General features: G+C 72.5%; 15 protein-coding genes and 1 tRNA gene. 12 read left to right on the top strand and 4 right to left on the bottom strand.

Going from position 1 to position 15,481, the window contains the following annotated elements; translation table 11 throughout:
• Positions 1-18: 18 nt before the first annotated feature.
• The gene (locus ACFQGU_RS14820; protein WP_386767974.1) at positions 19-786 is read left to right on the top strand and encodes a tyrosine-protein phosphatase; all 768 of its coding nucleotides are present in this window, start codon (positions 19-21) and stop codon (positions 784-786) included.
• A gap of 21 nt (positions 787-807) precedes the next feature.
• On the opposite strand, the gene ACFQGU_RS14815 is transcribed toward ACFQGU_RS14820, so the two are convergent.
• Positions 808-1,968: a hypothetical protein gene (locus ACFQGU_RS14815; protein ID WP_386767972.1), complete on the bottom strand. Its 1,161-nt coding sequence runs from the start codon at positions 1,966-1,968 to the stop codon at positions 808-810.
• Positions 1,969-2,190: 222 nt separating this feature from the next.
• Between ACFQGU_RS14815 and ACFQGU_RS14810 the strand changes: the two genes are divergently transcribed.
• The 5 genes from ACFQGU_RS14810 to ACFQGU_RS14790 all read left to right on the top strand — a co-directional run bounded on the left by ACFQGU_RS14810 (position 2,191) and on the right by ACFQGU_RS14790 (position 8,293).
• Positions 2,191-2,325: a hypothetical protein gene (locus ACFQGU_RS14810; protein WP_386767970.1), complete on the top strand. Its 135-nt coding sequence runs from the start codon at positions 2,191-2,193 to the stop codon at positions 2,323-2,325.
• 67 nt (positions 2,326-2,392) lie between these two features.
• Entirely contained in the window at positions 2,393-3,619 is a 1,227-nt protein-coding gene (locus ACFQGU_RS14805) for an AGE family epimerase/isomerase (protein ID WP_386767968.1), read from the top strand.
• A gap of 450 nt (positions 3,620-4,069) precedes the next feature.
• Positions 4,070-5,161 carry an SDR family oxidoreductase gene (locus ACFQGU_RS14800; RefSeq protein ID WP_386767966.1) on the top strand — a complete coding sequence of 364 codons (1,092 nt, stop codon included), beginning with the start codon at positions 4,070-4,072 and terminating at the stop codon, positions 5,159-5,161.
• A 61-nt stretch (positions 5,162-5,222) separates the two neighbouring features.
• On the top strand, positions 5,223-7,283 hold the full coding sequence (locus ACFQGU_RS14795) for a dehydrogenase (RefSeq protein ID WP_386767964.1): 2,061 nt from the start codon (positions 5,223-5,225) through the stop codon (positions 7,281-7,283).
• Between the two features lie 44 nt (positions 7,284-7,327).
• Positions 7,328-8,293, top strand: coding sequence for an alpha/beta fold hydrolase (locus tag ACFQGU_RS14790; protein ID WP_386767962.1), 966 nt, complete (start codon positions 7,328-7,330; stop codon positions 8,291-8,293).
• Positions 8,294-8,355: 62 nt separating this feature from the next.
• Here ACFQGU_RS14790 and ACFQGU_RS14785 read toward each other — a convergent pair.
• Positions 8,356-8,428: transfer RNA gene (locus ACFQGU_RS14785), tRNA-Arg, on the bottom strand.
• Between the two features lie 180 nt (positions 8,429-8,608).
• Here ACFQGU_RS14785 and ssb point away from each other — a divergent pair.
• The 5 genes from ssb (at position 8,609) to ACFQGU_RS14760 (ending at position 12,369) form a co-directional block, all read left to right on the top strand.
• Positions 8,609-9,046, top strand: coding sequence for a single-stranded DNA-binding protein (gene ssb / locus ACFQGU_RS14780; protein ID WP_386767960.1), 438 nt, complete (start codon positions 8,609-8,611; stop codon positions 9,044-9,046).
• Positions 9,047-9,145: 99 nt separating this feature from the next.
• Positions 9,146-10,843 carry an energy-dependent translational throttle protein EttA gene (gene ettA / locus ACFQGU_RS14775; protein WP_386767958.1) on the top strand — a complete coding sequence of 566 codons (1,698 nt, stop codon included), beginning with the start codon at positions 9,146-9,148 and terminating at the stop codon, positions 10,841-10,843.
• 7 nt (positions 10,844-10,850) lie between these two features.
• The gene (locus tag ACFQGU_RS14770) at positions 10,851-11,267 is read left to right on the top strand and encodes an acyl-CoA thioesterase (protein ID WP_386767957.1); all 417 of its coding nucleotides are present in this window, start codon (positions 10,851-10,853) and stop codon (positions 11,265-11,267) included.
• 13 nt (positions 11,268-11,280) lie between these two features.
• A complete protein-coding gene (locus ACFQGU_RS14765) occupies positions 11,281-11,937 on the top strand; it encodes a hypothetical protein (RefSeq protein WP_386767955.1) in 657 nt (218 codons plus the stop codon).
• Between the two features lie 81 nt (positions 11,938-12,018).
• Complete coding sequence (locus tag ACFQGU_RS14760) at positions 12,019-12,369, top strand: hypothetical protein (protein WP_386767953.1); 351 nt, start codon at positions 12,019-12,021, stop codon at positions 12,367-12,369.
• On the opposite strand, the gene ACFQGU_RS14755 is transcribed toward ACFQGU_RS14760, so the two are convergent.
• Positions 12,370-13,419: a LacI family DNA-binding transcriptional regulator gene (locus tag ACFQGU_RS14755; protein WP_386767951.1), complete on the bottom strand. Its 1,050-nt coding sequence runs from the start codon at positions 13,417-13,419 to the stop codon at positions 12,370-12,372.
• 98 nt (positions 13,420-13,517) lie between these two features.
• On the opposite strand from ACFQGU_RS14755, the gene ACFQGU_RS14750 reads away from it, so the two are divergent.
• Positions 13,518-14,165 carry a PQ-loop domain-containing transporter gene (locus tag ACFQGU_RS14750; protein ID WP_386767949.1) on the top strand — a complete coding sequence of 216 codons (648 nt, stop codon included), beginning with the start codon at positions 13,518-13,520 and terminating at the stop codon, positions 14,163-14,165.
• Between the two features lies 1 nt (position 14,166).
• On the opposite strand, the gene ACFQGU_RS14745 is transcribed toward ACFQGU_RS14750, so the two are convergent.
• Entirely contained in the window at positions 14,167-15,480 is a 1,314-nt protein-coding gene (locus ACFQGU_RS14745; RefSeq protein ID WP_386767947.1) for an MFS transporter, read from the bottom strand.
• Position 15,481: the final 1 nt, after the last annotated feature.

Genomic DNA, 15,481 nt, shown 5'->3' with positions numbered 1-15,481 from the left:
GAGGGCGACCGTGGGGGCATGACGAACCGATGGGTGGACGTCGACGGGCTGCACAACGCACGCGACCTGGGCGGTGTGCCGCTCAAGGACGGGGGCGCGACCTCCTTCGGCGTGGTCCTGCGCGGCGAGACGGTCGTGCACCTGACGGCGGACGGCATCGAGCAGCTGCGGTCCCTCGGCGTTCGGCACGTGCTCGACCTGCGCGAGCCGGACGAGCGCGAGCTCGACGGCGACGGCCTGCTCGCCGGCGCCTACCAGCGCAGCGACGTCCTGCACGAGGCCGTCCCCCTGGCGCGGGCGCAGGTGGCCGCCGACCCCATCGGCCGGGTGCACGACGCGGAGCCGATCGCGGCGCGCTACGCCGCCTACCTCGACAACGGCGGCTTCCGTCTCGCGGACGCCCTGGCCCGCACCGCCTGGTCTCGCTCCGCGCTCTACGTCCACTGCGCCGTGGGCAAGGACCGCACCGGCGTCGTGAGCGCCCTGCTGCTGAAGCTGGCCGGGGCGGACGACGACGCGGTGGTGCAGGACTACCTCCTGACCGAGCAGAGGCTCGTGCCCGTGCTGATGCGGCTCGGATCGCGCCCGGCGTACGCCCACCTCGCGACTCCCGACTGGCCCGCGCAGCAGCCGAACGAGGAGGCGATGCGGATCTTCCTGGCGCACCTGCGCTCGCGCGGGGGCGCTGCGCACTGGCTGCTCGACCGCGGAGTCGACTCCGAGACGCTGCGGCTGCTCGTCGCCCGCCTCGCGGGCGACGCGATGGGCGCTCGCCGCGTCGGCTGACGCGTCCCGGCCCGTTCGCGGTCAGCGACGGCGCCGACCTCGCAGGACGCCGACGGCGCCCGTCAGCCCGGTCTGCACGACGCGCACCTCGGTACCGGTCATCCAGCCCCATCCGAGCGTGCGTCGGCGGCGCCACACGAGCGCACCGGTGCCGCGGGTCACCCTCCACACCGTGCCCAGCGTTCCGTTCGCCCCGGTGCCGATCCGCGCGACGGGTGCCCAGCGCTGCTCGTCGAGCCTCATCGGGGGCGCAGCGGCGCCGGCACCGATCAGCTCGAGGTAGGTGTCGAGGATCGGGACTCCCAGCTCGTCGAGCGTCACCCAGGCCCCGAACGCCCGCAGGTTGACGTCGATCAGCAGCGGGCTGCCGTCGTCGTCGGGGACGAAGTTGAGGCAGAAGATGCCCGTGTAGCCGAGAGCGCCAATGAGCCGCTCGCTCGCCTCGATCGCCGCAGTGTGGCGGTAGGCCCTGATCGCGACCGCGGGCGCGAGCGGCTCGTCGGGGCTGGGCTGCCGCTCGAACGCCCCGCAGACCAGCACCTCGCCGTCGCGGGCCACGCCGGCGGTTCCGAGGCCGGTCTCGGTGTGGTGGTAGCGCTCGAGGTAGAGGCCGGCCGCGTCGCCTCCGAGGTCGGCGACGGCAGCCCGCAGCTCGTCCGCGTCGTTCACGACCCGGACCCAGATCCCGCCGGCGCCCAGGCGGCCCTTCACGACCACGGGGAACCGGTCGGTCGTCAGGTCGGTGCTCGCCTCGGGGATCCGCACGCCTGCGGCCACGGCCAGCTGTCCGACCTCCCACTTGTCGAGGACGTCGCCGAGCTCGACGCCGGGGCGCAGCCTGCGGAGAGCGTGGTTGGCCTGCCACTCGGGAGTCGTCGCCAGGTCTGCGAGGACGGGTTCGATCGCGTGCAGGTCCACGGTCGGCGCCGACAGCATCTCCCGGCGCAGGGCGACGGTCGCCGGGTCGTCCCCGGTGATCGGCCCGTGCAGCGGGACGATCGGCCCGGCGAGGCGGTCGATCGCGCGCTTCACCGACCGTCCCCGCCCCTGGTAGGCGGGGCGGACGTGCATGACGTCGACGCCACGGCGTCGCAGCGCTGCGGCGAACTCGCGGAACGAGTCGGACGCGTGCACGTCGACGATCACCACCCGTGGGCGGTCGGTGGCAGCGCTCGCCTGCATCGTCACTCCCTCACGTGCGACGCGGCGTCGCCCGGCTGACCCATCTGGCCCGACGCAGGTGTACCCGGGCTGACGTCGGGATGAACGTCGGGAGTCGCAGCAGATCCTGAACCGGCGTTCTGGACCAGATACCGACCGTGCACGGCAACAGGGCCGCGCGCCATCTGCCGATGATGACGGTGAGAGGCCATCCTCCCACGGCCGCCAACGGGGGTTGCTCACATGAATGTCGATCGTGATCTGGCGCGCGTGGTCGTGCCACCGATCCTCGCGGCATGCGTCGTCGCGCTGCTCCTGGAGCCGATGGGCTCGGTGCCCGATCCGCCGCCACCGACCACGATGAGCGCCACGCCCTGACGGTCCTGCTCGGGCAGGATGGCCCGGATCGCGTCGGACCGGCCGGCGCACTGCGCCGGAGGTCCGCATGAGCCTGTTCGACGTCGCGACGCCGGAGGGTGCCGAGCACGTCGCCTGGCTCGACCGTGAGGCCGACCGCCTGCTCGACTGGGCGCTCGGATCCGAACGGTCCGACGGCGGGTTCGGGTGGCGTGCCGACGACGGCAGCCTCGACCCCGCAAAGGGGCGACCGCTGTGGATCGGCTGCCGGATGATCCACTGCCTCGCCCTCGGCGCGCTTCGGGGTCGCGCCGGGTGCGCCGAGGCCGTCGACCGCGGTCTCGAGGCGCTGCGCACGACGTACCGCGACGAGGTGCACGGCGGATGGTTCGCCGACGCGGATGCCCGGGGCCAGGGGCGCAAGGAGGCGTACGGCCACGCGTTCGTCGTCCTGGCCGCCTCGAGCGCGCTCGTCGCGGGCCGTCCCGGAGCGCGCGAGCTGCTCGACGAGGCGCTCGCAGTGGTGCTCGAGCACTTCTGGGACGACGAGATGCGCATGCCGTACGAGTCGTACGACGTCGCCTGGGGCGACCGCGAGGAGTACCGCGGCGGCAACGCCTCGATGCACCTGGTGGAGGTGTTCCTCGCCGCGTCCGACGCGACCGGCGACCCGCAGTGGCGCCGGCGCGCGACCGACGTGTGCGTGCGGATGATGACGGCAGCGCGGGAGAGCTCCTGGCGCATCCCGGAGCACTTCGACACCGCGTGGCAACCGCTGCCCGACTACAACCTCGACCAGCCGCGCCACCCCTTCCGCCCGTACGGCGCGACGCCGGGCCACGCGTTCGAGTGGGCGCGCCTCCTCCTGGCCCTGCGTGCTGCGGACCCGGAGGCGCCGGCCTGGCTGGACGACGCGGCCGTGGGTCTGGTGGAGACGGCGCGGGCCGACGCCTGGGACGTCGAGCGCGGCGGCTTCGTCTACACGACCGACCAGGACGGTGTCCCTGTGGTGCGCGAGCGCTTCCACTGGGTGGCCTGCGAGGCGATCGGCGCGGCGTGGGCGCTGCACCGCGCCACCGGCGACCCCCGCTGGGAGCAGTGGTACGCCGAGGTCTGGGACTTCGCGGTCGAGCACTTCGCCGACCTCGCGGGCGGCGGGGGCTGGCGGCACGAGGTGTCGCCCGCCAACGAGCCGCTGGCGCTCACCTGGACCGGCCGTCCGGACGTCTACCACGCCCTGCAGATCGCGCTCCTGCCGCCGCTGCCGCTCGCCCCCGGCCTCGCCGTCGCCGTCCGCGACCGCGTCGTCGGCTGACCCCTCGATCCGCTCCGTCAGGGTCGACGCGATCGATTCGCGACACCTGGGTGCGGCCGTACGGGGGCCGGGTTCCACCCGGATGCCTGCGGCTGCGGGCCCCCGGTCGAGGAGGAATCACGGACCACGGGGTGGGACGCGACCCGGCCCGGCGCTCCGAGGCGAACCGCCTCGGCAGGAAGGGCCACCGTGCCGCGCCGAGTGCAGGCTCTCCGCCGTATCCAGAGCCGGCCGGTCGCCGCAACCGCACGGGACGGGTGCCGGGGCGAAGCCGTGCGTAGCGGGGCCATCGACGTCGGGGGGAGGCAGATGGCTGATCGCCGGGTGTCGTCGGTCTCACCGTCGGCAGGACGCGCGACACCGCGTCGAACCCGCGTGAGAATGAAGGCCGGGCCACGGTCCGGCCTGCCGCTCTCGGTGGGGGACCGCGCCCGTGAGAAGGCGATGAGCATGTCCGACATCCTCGTGACCGGTTTCCCGGGATTCCTGGCCTCCGCCCTGCTCCCGCGGCTGCTCGCGCGACGCGACGGCGCTCGCGCCCTCTGCGTCGTCCAGGCCCAGCATCTGACCACGGCCCGCCACCGGGTGGATGAGCTCGTCGCGTCCGAGCCGGACCTGGCCGGCCGGGTCGTCGTCGTCGAGGGCGACATCACCGAGCCGTGGCTCGGGCTCCGGGCGGACGACCGAGCAGGCCTCGCTGACGTCAGCGAGGTATGGCACCTGGCCGCCGTCTACGACCTGACCGTCGGGGAGCAGCTGGCACGCAGGGTCAACGTGGAGGGCACCGCCCGCGTGCTCGAGGTCTGCGCCGCGCTCCGCGGTCTGTCACGTCTCCAGTACGTCAGCACGTGCTACGTGAGCGGCCGGTACGACGGGGTGTTCGCCGAGGACTCCCTCGATGAGGGCCAGTCGTTCCTCAATCACTACGAGGCGACCAAGTTCGACGCCGAGATGCTCGTGCGCAAGGCGATGGCAGGAGGCCTCCCCGCCACGATCTACCGACCGGGCATCGTCGTGGGCGACTCCGTCTCGGGCGCGACCCAGAAGTACGACGGTCCTTACTTCCTGGCGTCCTTCCTGCGGCGGCAGGGTCCGATCGCTGTGGTGCCGGCAGTCGGCGACGCCGACAGGGTGCGCATCTCCCTGGTGCCGCGCGACTTCGTGATCCGAGCGATGGACGAGCTGTCGGTCCTGGACTGCTCGCTGGGGCGCACGTACGCGTTGACCGACCCACACCCACCCACGGTGCGCACGCTCGTCGACACGTTCGCCCACCACCTGGGCAAGCGCGTGGTCTGGGTGCCGCTGCCTCTGAGGCTCGCCCGCACCCTGCTGGGCGGCATTCCCGGTCTCGAGCGGCTCCTGGGGATCCCCGCCGAGGGCCTGGACTACTTCGCCTCGAGTACGACGTACTCCACCACAGCCACGGAGCGCGACCTCCAGGGGACGGGCGTGCGGTGCCCGGCGTTCGCCGACTATGCGGACACGCTCCTGGACTTCATGGCGGACCATCCCGAGGTGGGCTCGGCGGCGATGGTGTGAGCGCCCAGCCTCGACGTCGCCGTCCACCGCACCGACCCCCGAGCAGCGAGGAGCCGCAACGATGACCGAGCCGGCCGTCCAGCTGGTGCTGGTGGTGAGCCTCGCCGGGTCCGACGAGGACTACGACCAGCACGTGCGCTTCCTGGATCGCGCGTTCCGGATCGTCCGCCTGGGCACGGACGGCGACGAGGCGGCCGCCGAGTCGCTGGTCGCCAAGTGGGCGCCGGAGGCGGCCGCCATCGCGGTGACCGGCATCTGGGAGGGCCGGGGCGGCGGACGGCGTGACGGCGCACCCGAGGTCGTGGAGCGCCTGCGCGGTGCAGCGGGCGGCGTGCCCGTGACGGACGGCCGGCAGCTGCACGGCGTACTGCAGGACTGGGCGGTGCGTCATGTCCAAGCCGAGATGCCCGGGTACTTCACCAATGCCCGCACCGTGGTGCTCGGCGGGGCGAATCACGAGCGCGCGGTGCAGGTCCTGCGCGAGCACACGTCCAACATCGTCTACGCCGACCTGCTGCGCCGGCTCGACGTCGACGGCCGCCTGAGGGCGACGCCGCTCCTGGCGCCGGCGGCGTCGCTGCTCGCCGTCCTGGGCGGGTCCGTTCCCGAGGGCCTGGCGTCCCGCGCGCTCGCGCCGGGGCAGTACTTGAGCACCGACGCGGCGCGCCGGAGCGCTCGCAGCTGCGATGTCATCGTGGCGACCTTCGACGAGCTGGCCGCCGTCCGCCTCGCCGACCTCGCGGGCAAGACCGTCGTGACCTCGGCCGTGTCCGACCACCGGCTGGCCGACCTCGCGGCCCGCGACGTCGACATGGTCATCGACTCGACACCGCAGCCCTTCTCGTTCACCGTGACGGCTGCCGTCCTCGAGGCGCTGATGATCGCCACGTCGACGGCGGAGGGCAGCCTGAGCGAGGATGACCTGCTCGACCGGATCGTGGCCGCCGGCCTGGCGCCACGGGTTCTCTCACCCAACGGCCCTCGTCGCAAGAGTCGCTTCGCCTTCGTGATCCATCCGCTGTCCCAGGACTTCTTCCGCAACGTCGAGCCGCTGGCGACCGTCGTCCGGCATGCGCCGCCGGTGGTGCTCGACGTGGTGGAGAAGGCGGTGGCGTACCTCCCACCGTTCACCTACGGCCACGTCACGGGGATCAAGTCACCCACGGGGGCTGAGGCGGAGGGCTGGCTCATCTCGGTCGGCGGCACGCCGAGGGAGCTGATGGCCCACAGCCCGGAGTTCACCTACGGGCGGCTGCTCGCAGCCGCCGAGACCGCCCGCAAGCACGGGGCGCAGGTGATGGGTCTCGGCGCGTTCACCAAGGTGGTGGGCGACGCCGGAGTCACCGTCGCTCGACAGGCACCCCTGCCGGTCACGACGGGCAACAGCTACAGCGCGGCGGGCGCGCTGTGGGCCGCGCACGACGCAGTGGTGCGGCTCGGCCTCGTGGAGCGGGACGCCGACGGTCGACTCCTCGCACACGCCATGGTGGTGGGGGCGACCGGCTCGATCGGCTCGGTCTGCGCCCGACTGCTCGCGCTGTCGTGCGATGAGCTGTGGCTGGTCTCGCCGGAGTCGGCCAAGCTCCTGGCGCTCAAGCACGACATCGAGCGCTCCGACCACCGCGCGACCATCCACATCGCCGCGACCGCCGAGAGGCACCTGCCGGATGTCGATCTCGTGGTCACGGCGACCTCGGGGGCGGGCAAGCGGGTGCTCGACATCATGAAGGTCAAGCCCGGCTGCGTGATCACCGACGTCGCACGCCCGCTCGACCTGTCGGCCGAGGACGTCGCGAAGCGACCCGACGTGCTCGTGATCGAGTCCGGCGAGATCGAGCTGCCCGGCGACGTCCGGATGCGCAGCATCGGACTGCCCCCGGGGGTCGCGTACGCCTGCCTGGCCGAGACCGTCGTACTGGCGCTCGAGGGCCGCTACGAGACCTTCACCGTCGGGCGCGAGATCGAGTGGGAGAAGGTCAAGGAGATCTACAAGCTCGGCCTCAAGCACGGCATGCAGCTCGCCGTGATCTCCGGTGTGAACGGCGCCTACACCGACGCCGACATCGCCCGGGTGCGCGAGCGCGCGCTGCGGGCGCGTGAGGGAGTGCCCGCAGCGGTGTGACCGCCCGGGTCTCATCGACGATCCCGGGGTGGCAGGGTGGGGGCATGGCTGACGTCGGTGGCTCCGAGGTGCGGCGCACCGAGACCCTGCTGCACGGTCATCGCACCGCCTACAGGGTCGCGGGCGACCCGGACCTTCCGGTGCTGGTCCTCGTGCACGGCCTCACGAGCAGCAGCGCGACGTGGGATCCCGTCATGTCCGCGCTGTCGCGCGAGGCGCACGTGATCGCCCCGGATCTCCTGGGGCACGGGGAGTCTGACAAGCCGCGGGGCGACTACTCGCTCGGTGCCTTCGCCGCAGGGCTGCGAGATCTGCTCGAGAAGCTCGGGCACTCGAGTGCGACGGTCGTCGGCCACTCGCTGGGGGGCGGCGTGGCGATGCAGTTCGCCTACCAGTTCCCCGAGTACACCGAGCGCCTCGGCCTCGTCGCCAGCGGCGGGCTCGGGCGCGAGGTCAGCTGGGTGCTGCGCGCGGCGTCGCTCCCGGGCGCGGAGCTCGTGCTCCCCGTGATCGCGCACCATCGGATCGCCGTCGCCGCCGCGTCGGTCGGACGCCTGCTCCGATGGTCCCCCGTGCGGCCGTCGCCGTCCGTGCTCGAGGCGGCGCGCGGCTACGCGTCCCTCGCCGACCTTCCGGCCCGCACGGCGTTCGTCCACACCGTGCGCAGCGTCATCGACCCGGGCGGCCAGCGGATCAGCGCCAGTGACCGCCTCTACCTGAGCACCGGGCGGCCGACGCTGATCGTCTGGGGCGCGAAGGACGGCCTCATCCCGGTGTCGCACGCGTACGCCGCGCACGAGTGGATCGCCGGCAGCCGGCTCGAGCTGTTCGAGCAGTCCGGGCACTTCCCCCACCAGGACGAGCCGGAGCGCTTCGCCCGCGCCCTGCTCGACTTCCTCGCGACCACCGAGCCGGCCACCGGCGATCGCGCGGTGCTTCGCGAACGCCTCGGGCACGGCGCAGGCGCGGTGCGGCTGGACCCGGCCAGCTCCCACCCGGACGCCGTCTAGGCCGAGCGGTGGGCGCAGCGCCGAGGGTCAGCACTCGGTGAGGGCAGCTGACCGGTGGCCGGCGCGCCCGGAGGGACTCGAACCCCCAACCAGCCGGGTAGAAACCGGCTGCTCTATCCATTGAGCTACGGGCGCCTGGGCCCTGCGGCCCGCACACATTGTGCCGTGCCCGGGACACGTCGTCGTTCCCCAGGCACGGCCGCGCGGTGCGTCGTCCACAGGCGCTCGCGCCCGCGGCCGGCGGCGGGGGAGGAGCGGGGCCATCGTCGGCCGCAGGCGGGTCGCAGCGGGCGGCCCCGGCACACGGAGGTCACCGTGCGCTCCACCCTCACCCTGGCCGGCAACCTCACGAGCAACGTCACCCTGCGGGCGACCGCGGGCGGCGCCGTGGCCAACTTCCGGATGGCAGTGAACGACGACTGGTTCGACAAGAAGTCGGGGCAGTGGCGCAGCCGCACGGTCTACCTCCAGGTCTCGGCGTGGCGACGGCTCGCCGAGCACGTGGCCGACTCGCTGGCGCTCGGCCAGCCCGTGCTCGTGGTCGGCCGGCTCCGCCAGCGGGAGTACGAGAAGGACGGGCAGAGCCACACCGTGGTCGAGGTCGAGGCCGATGCCATCGGGCACGACCTGTCGTGGGGGCGAGCCCGGTTCGAGCGGGCGCCACGCGGCCCGCAGACGGCGGACGTCGCCGGTACGTCCGGCGTAGCCGAGCCCGAGACCGTCGTGGTCGAGCACTCAGGCGCCGCCGCCTGACCGGGCGGAGGCCCGGCGGGGACGAGGTGCCTCCACCGGGCCTCCGGCCCAGGTGGGCTGGCGAGGCCATGGCCTCCCGCTCCCGTAGGCTGTCGGCCCATGGCTGAGTTCATCTACACCCTGCGCAAGGCTCGCAAGGCGCACGGCGACAAGGTCGTCCTCGACGACGTCACCCTCTCGTTCCTGCCCGGCGCCAAGATCGGCGTCGTCGGCCCGAACGGCGCCGGCAAGTCCTCGCTCCTCAAGATCATGGCCGGCGTCGACCACACGTCGAACGGCGACGCGATCCTCAGCCCCGGCTACACCGTGGGCATGCTCGCGCAGGAGCCCGGACTCGACGAGACCAAGAACGTCTGGGACAACGTCCTGGACGGCGTCGCCGAGACCAAGGCGAAGGTCGACCGGTTCAACGAGATCTCGGTCGAGCTGGGCGACCCCGACGCCGACTACGACAAGCTCCTCGCCGAGATGGGCACCCTGCAGGAGGAGATCGACCACCTCAACGCGTGGGACCTCGACTCCCAGCTCGAGCAGGCGATGGACGCCCTGCGCTGCCCGCCGCCGGACGCCGACGTCTCGGTGCTCTCCGGCGGTGAGAAGCGGCGCGTCGCCCTCTGCAAGCTGCTGCTGCAGCAGCCCGACCTCCTGCTCCTCGACGAGCCCACCAACCACCTCGACGCCGAGTCGGTGCAGTGGCTCGAGCAGCACCTCGAGAAGTACCCCGGCACCATCGTCGCGATCACGCACGACCGGTACTTCCTCGACAACGTGGCGCAGTGGATCCTCGAGCTCGACCGCGGTCGTGCCTTCCCCTACGAGGGCAACTACTCGACGTACCTCGAGAAGAAGCAGGAGCGCCTCAAGGTCGAGGGCGCCAAGGACGCGAAGCTGAAGAAGCGCCTCTCCGACGAGCTCGAGTGGGTGCGCTCCAACGCCAAGGCCCGCCAGACCAAGAGCCGCAGCCGCCTCGAGCGGTACGAGGAGATGGCGGCCGAGGCCGACAAGACCCGCAAGCTCGACTTCGACGAGATCCAGATCCCGCCGGGCCCGCGCCTCGGCAGCATCGTGGTCGAGGCCAAGGGCCTCACCAAGGGCTTCGACGACAAGCTCCTCATCGACGACCTGTCGTTCACGCTGCCGCGCAACGGCATCGTCGGCGTCATCGGCCCGAACGGCGTCGGCAAGACGACCCTGTTCAAGATGATCGTGGCGGAGGCCGAGGGCGGCAGCGACGACAAGTCCGTGCTGCCCGACTCCGGCGACCTGCGCATCGGCGAGACCGTCAAGCTCTCGTACGTCGACCAGAACCGCGGGGGCATCGACCCGCAGAAGAACGTGTGGGAGGTCGTGTCCGACGGCCTCGACTGGATGAAGGTCGGCCAGGTCGAGATGCCGAGCCGCGCCTACATCTCGGCGTTCGGCTTCAAGGGCCAGGACCAGCAGAAGAAGGCCGGCGTGCTGTCGGGCGGCGAGCGCAACCGGCTCAACCTCGCGCTCACGCTGAAGATCGGCGGCAACCTGATCCTGCTCGACGAGCCCACCAACGACCTCGACGTCGAGACCCTCGGCTCGCTGGAGAACGCGCTGCTCGAGTTCCCCGGCTGCGCCGTGATCACCTCCCACGACCGCTGGTTCCTCGACCGCGTGGCGACGCACATCCTCGCCTACGAGGGCGACTCGCAGTGGTTCTGGTTCGAGGGCAACTTCGACTCCTACGAGAAGAACAAGATCGAGCGGCTCGGCGCCGAGGCGGCCCGCCCGCACCGTGCGACGTACCGCAAGCTCACCCGCGACTGACGCGCCCGTGGCCCGCCACCGCTACCTGCTGCAGACCCGCACGGCCGACCTCGACTGGCTCGGCCATGTGAACAACGTCGTCTACGCGACGTACCTGCAGGAGGCCCGCATGGAGATCATCCTGCGGTGGCGGGGCGGGCTCCGGCATCCGCAGCAGGACACCGTGGTGGCCCGGCTCGAGCTCGACTACCGCGCGGTGCTCAACCACCGGGACGAGCCGATCGCCGTCGACACCTGGGTCGAGCGCATCGGCACGACGTCGTACACGTTCGTCCACGAGATCCGCGAGCCCGAGGGCGACACGGTCTACGCCGTCGGGCGGTCCGTGCTCGTGCAGGTCGACAACGGGAGCATGCGGCCCGCCCCGCTCGACGACTCGTTGCGCGGCTACCTCGCACAGTTCGCGGACGGTCCGGCTTCCTGACAGGGTTGCCCCCGTGACGACGCTCAGGCTGGCCAAGGACGAGGTCGCGTACCTCGCGGCGTACCTCGGCCGTCTCGTCTCGTGGGACGAGCGCTCAGCCGTCCGGCTGCAGGCGCGCGGGGGCGTCGTCGGCGTCTACGGCCCGAGCCCGATGGACGTGCTCGTCCTCGTCGCGCTGCCCCTGGTGCACCCGGTCGAGGACTCGATCGACACCACGGTGTCGGCCGGACGTCTGCGCGACGTGATCGGCGACGTCGCCCGGCTGGCGCCGGAGACCGACGTCGTCATCCCCGACCCCGTCACCGGATCGGCGTCGCTCGCGGTGCTGCCACCGCGTACGCCGTGGAGCCCGGGCGAGCGCGGCATGGCCGGCGACGTGACGCCCAAGGTGGACGCCGCGGTCGCCGCGTTCCGCGCCGCGGTGCCGAGCAACGGCTCGTTCCACGCCGAGCTCGTGGCCGAGGCCGCGTGGGACGCCGCAGGCTGGGGCGGCGTGCCGATGCGCGCTCTGCATGCCGCGCGGCTGCTCGGCTTCCTCACCCATCCCGGTGCCCGCATCGAGACCGGCACCACCACGGGGTGGAAGCGCCTCGTGACCCCCGCGGGGCAGGTCTTCGTGCGCAACAGCGCCGGCCCTGTGCGCCTCTCGGTCGTGCCCACCAGCCGCTGAGCGTCGCTGAGGCATCCGGCACCCCACCTGCACTACGGTCGGGGCGTCGGCGGAGGGACCGCCGGCACCGGGGGGTGCCACATGTCAGGTCTTCGTCGTCGTCTCGTCCTCGCAGCCGTGGTGTTCGGCCTCCTCGGGATCCTCGCCTTCGCCGTGCTCTCGGCGACGACCTTCAACGCGATCTCCGACATCCCGGACATCGACCCGGAGACGGGCGAGATCATCCGGAGCTCGCGCAGCGCGATCACCGATGTGCTCCTCGCCGGGACCCCGGTGCTGGGGGTCATCTCCATCGCGCTGTGCATCCTGTGCGGCGCGGGAGTCGTGGCCTCGTTCGTCGCCGACGGCGTGCTCGACCGCTCCGCCGCACTCCGGGCCCAGCCCGCACGCGAGGACGACGGGCTGTCCGACCCCGAGCTGCTGCAGGGCTGATCAGCGACGCGGGGGAGCGGTGCTCGCCCGCACCACGAGCTCGGGCACGGTCCTCGGAATCTGTACCGGACTGCCCTCGAGCAGGGTGAGCGCGGCGGTGCCCGCGAGGCGCCCCTGGGCGCGCAGATCCTGCGCGACGGTCGTGAGCGGCGGCCGGCTGTAGCCGGCCTCGTCGATCCCATCGAACCCGACGACCGAGACGTCGCCCGGCACGTGCAGGTCGGCGTCCGCAGCGGCACCCAGCACCCCGAGGGCGAGCGCATCGCTCACCGCGAAGATCCCGGTGGGGCGCCGCCGCCCGGTCATGAGCGCGGCCGCGGCCTCTCGCCCGGCGTCGGTGGAGTTGTTGCGCGCCTCGACCACCGTGATCGATGCCGGGTCGACGCCGTGCCTCGACGCGGCCGCCACGAACCCCTCGACGCGTCGGCGGAAGCCACCGCGCGACGGGACCGCCGGACCGTCGGGGTCGAGCGTCATGGTGGTGGGCACGCCGACGACGGCGAGCCGCCGGTGCCCGAGCGCGACGAGGTGGTCGGCGGCGAGCCCTGAGGCTGCCGCGTTGTCGATGCCGAGGAACGGCACGCCCTTGAGCCGTGGCGAGCCCATGGTGACGAGGGGCAGCCCGCGGCTGCGCACGGCCGCGACGACCGGGTCGTCGTCGCCGAGCGAGCAGACGACGAACGCGTCGACCAGGGCGGAGCGGACGAGGTCCTCCGCGCCGCCGGCGTGCGTGGGCACGAGCAGCATCGCCCTTCCTGCGGGGGACAGGACGTCGGCGATGCCGCGGAGGAAGGCGACCAGGCCCGGGTCGGTGAAGGCGTACGACAGGCTCTCGGTGAGGACGATGCCGATCGTGCCCGTGCTGCCGCGGCGCAAGGAGCGGCCGGCAGGATCGGGGCCGCCGTACCCGAGCTCGGCGGCGACGGCGAGCACGCGCGCCCGGGTGGCGGCCGAGAGCTGGTCGGGCCGGTTGTAGGCGTTCGACACGGTCATCCGCGAGACACCGGCCGCCTGCGCGACGGTGTCCAGCGTGGGCCGCTCGGCTGCCACCTCACGCTCTCCTCTCGACCGGGAATACGGATCGACCGATCCCTTGTTCGTCCTGTATCGTTCCAGACTGTATCCATACAGAAGCAGGAAGTCCCCACGTGAGCCCCGCAGACCTCGGCACCGCCCTCGCCTACCTCGGCTCCGCCATCGGCGTCGCCATGGTCATCCCGCAGATCCTCCGGATCGTGCGCCACCCGCACATGGGCGGTGTGTCCCCGTGGACCTGGGCGATCACGGTCGTGTCCTGCACGACCTGGATCGCGTACGGCGTGCGCACGGGCTCGATGCCGCAGATCCCGGGCAACATCCTGCTCGTGAGCGGCGCGGTCGCGATCGTGCTGCTCGTGCCGGCGGCCTGGAGCCGTGCGGTGCGCGCGGTCGGACTCGCCCTCACGACCGTAGCGATGGTGCTCGTGTCGACGCTGCTCGAGCCCGAGGTGGCCGGCTTCTTCGCCCTCGCCATCGGCCTCACCGGTATGTGGCCGCAGGTGTTCGAGACGGTGTGGCTGCGCCGCGGCATGGGTCCGTCGGCGATCTCGCTGACCTCGCAGCTGCTCAAGGTCGTGTCGCAGCTGTGCTGGCTGGCGTTCGCCGTCCTCACCCTCGACGTTCCGGTGCTCGTCGCCGCGATCATGACGCTCAGCACCAACTTCGTGATCACCGGCGTCGAGATGGCCCGCCGTCGCGGAGCCGACGCGCGGCCCGAGCCGACGCGGACGCGCGAGCTCGTCGGCGCCGAGGCCTGAGTCAGCGCGGGGTGAGCTGCGGCGCGGGGGCCGGGTCGGGCACGCGCAGAACGTCGCCGCGAGGCACGGCGTACGACGCCCACGCCGCCATCAGGCAGAGCGCGCCGGCCGACCACCAGGCCCAGTCGTAGGAGCCGGTGGCCTCCCGGATCACGCCGGACACCACGGCGGAGATCCCTGCGCCGACCATGTGCCAGGCGAACACCCAGCCGAAGACGACTCCCGCCCGCGCACCGCCGAAGCACTCGCGGCACAGCGCCACGGTCGGCGGCACGGTCGCGACCCAGTCGAGGCCATAGAGGACGACGAAGAAGAACATCGGCGGCTGCACGGTCGGCGCCCAGAGCAGGTGCACGATCAGCAGCGAGAGCCCGCGGCCCGCGTAGTAGACGAGCAGGAGCTTGCGGGGGTCGTACCGGTCGGTGAGCCAGCCCGACCCGATCGTGCCGACGAGGTCGAAGACCCCGATGAGGGCGAGCAGCCCTGCCGCGGTCGTCGCGGGCATCCCGTGGTCGTGCGCCGCCGGCACGAAGTGGGTGCCGACCAGGCCGTTGGTCGACCAGCCGCACACGAAGAACGCGAAGGCGAGCAGCCAGAAGGCGCGGGTCCTCGAGGCCTCGCGCAGCCGGAGCACGGCGATCGCCGCCGCCCCGCGTCCGCCGTTGTCGACGACGTCCTCGGTCCAGCCCGTGGGAGCGCCGTACGGGAGGAGCCCGACGTCGGAGGGCCGGTCCCGGAGGACGAGCAGCACGACCGGCACGGCGAGCAGCGCGATCCCCGCGAGCAGGAACGACGCCGCGCGCCAGCCCTGGTTCGTCGAGAGCTGCGCGATGGTGGGGAGGAACAGGAGCTGCCCGGTCGCCGACGCTGCGGAGAAGATGCCGGTCACGAGCCCGCGGCGGGCCACGAACCAGCGCTGAGCGACCACGGCGCCGAACACCAGGGCCATCGACCCGGCGCCGAGGCCCATCATCAGGCCCCAGGTGAGCATGAGCTGCCACGGCGCCGTGACGAGGGTCGACAGCGCCATGCCGGCCGCGAGCATGCAGAGGGCAGCCGCGACGACCCGTCGGATGCCCCACTTCTCCATGAGCGCCGCAGCGAACGGCGCCACGAGGCCGTAGAGCATGAGGTTGATCGTGACCGCGACCGACACGGTCGCGATCGACCAGCCGAACTCGTCGGACACGGGCTGGATCAGGACGCCGGTGCTCGAGCGAAACGCAGCCGCGGCCACGAGGGCGACGAAGGTGACCCCCGCGACGGCCCAGGCCCGGTGCTTCCAGCCGATCGGGCCACGGAGCACGTCGGCCACG

The sequence above is a fragment of the Longivirga aurantiaca genome (assembly GCF_042660085.1).
Lineage (GTDB): Bacteria > Actinomycetota > Actinomycetes > S36-B12 > CAIYMF01 > Longivirga > Longivirga aurantiaca.
Note: the sequence above shows the minus strand (reverse complement) of the source record. Positions and strands in the feature narration are given on the sequence as shown.

What these genes read in the sequence shown, in the direction of transcription:
- ACFQGU_RS14820 (WP_386767974.1), top strand. Translation starts at nt 19, where the DNA reads ATGACGAACCGATGGGTGGACGTCGACGGGCTGCACAACGCACGCGAC.
- ACFQGU_RS14815 (WP_386767972.1), bottom strand. Translation starts at nt 1,968, where the DNA reads ATGCAGGCGAGCGCTGCCACCGACCGCCCACGGGTGGTGATCGTCGAC.
- ACFQGU_RS14810 (WP_386767970.1), top strand. Translation starts at nt 2,191, where the DNA reads ATGAATGTCGATCGTGATCTGGCGCGCGTGGTCGTGCCACCGATCCTC.
- ACFQGU_RS14805 (WP_386767968.1), top strand. Translation starts at nt 2,393, where the DNA reads ATGAGCCTGTTCGACGTCGCGACGCCGGAGGGTGCCGAGCACGTCGCC.
- ACFQGU_RS14800 (WP_386767966.1), top strand. Translation starts at nt 4,070, where the DNA reads ATGTCCGACATCCTCGTGACCGGTTTCCCGGGATTCCTGGCCTCCGCC.
- ACFQGU_RS14795 (WP_386767964.1), top strand. Translation starts at nt 5,223, where the DNA reads ATGACCGAGCCGGCCGTCCAGCTGGTGCTGGTGGTGAGCCTCGCCGGG.
- ACFQGU_RS14790 (WP_386767962.1), top strand. Translation starts at nt 7,328, where the DNA reads ATGGCTGACGTCGGTGGCTCCGAGGTGCGGCGCACCGAGACCCTGCTG.
- ettA (WP_386767958.1), top strand. Translation starts at nt 9,146, where the DNA reads ATGGCTGAGTTCATCTACACCCTGCGCAAGGCTCGCAAGGCGCACGGC.
- ACFQGU_RS14760 (WP_386767953.1), top strand. Translation starts at nt 12,019, where the DNA reads ATGTCAGGTCTTCGTCGTCGTCTCGTCCTCGCAGCCGTGGTGTTCGGC.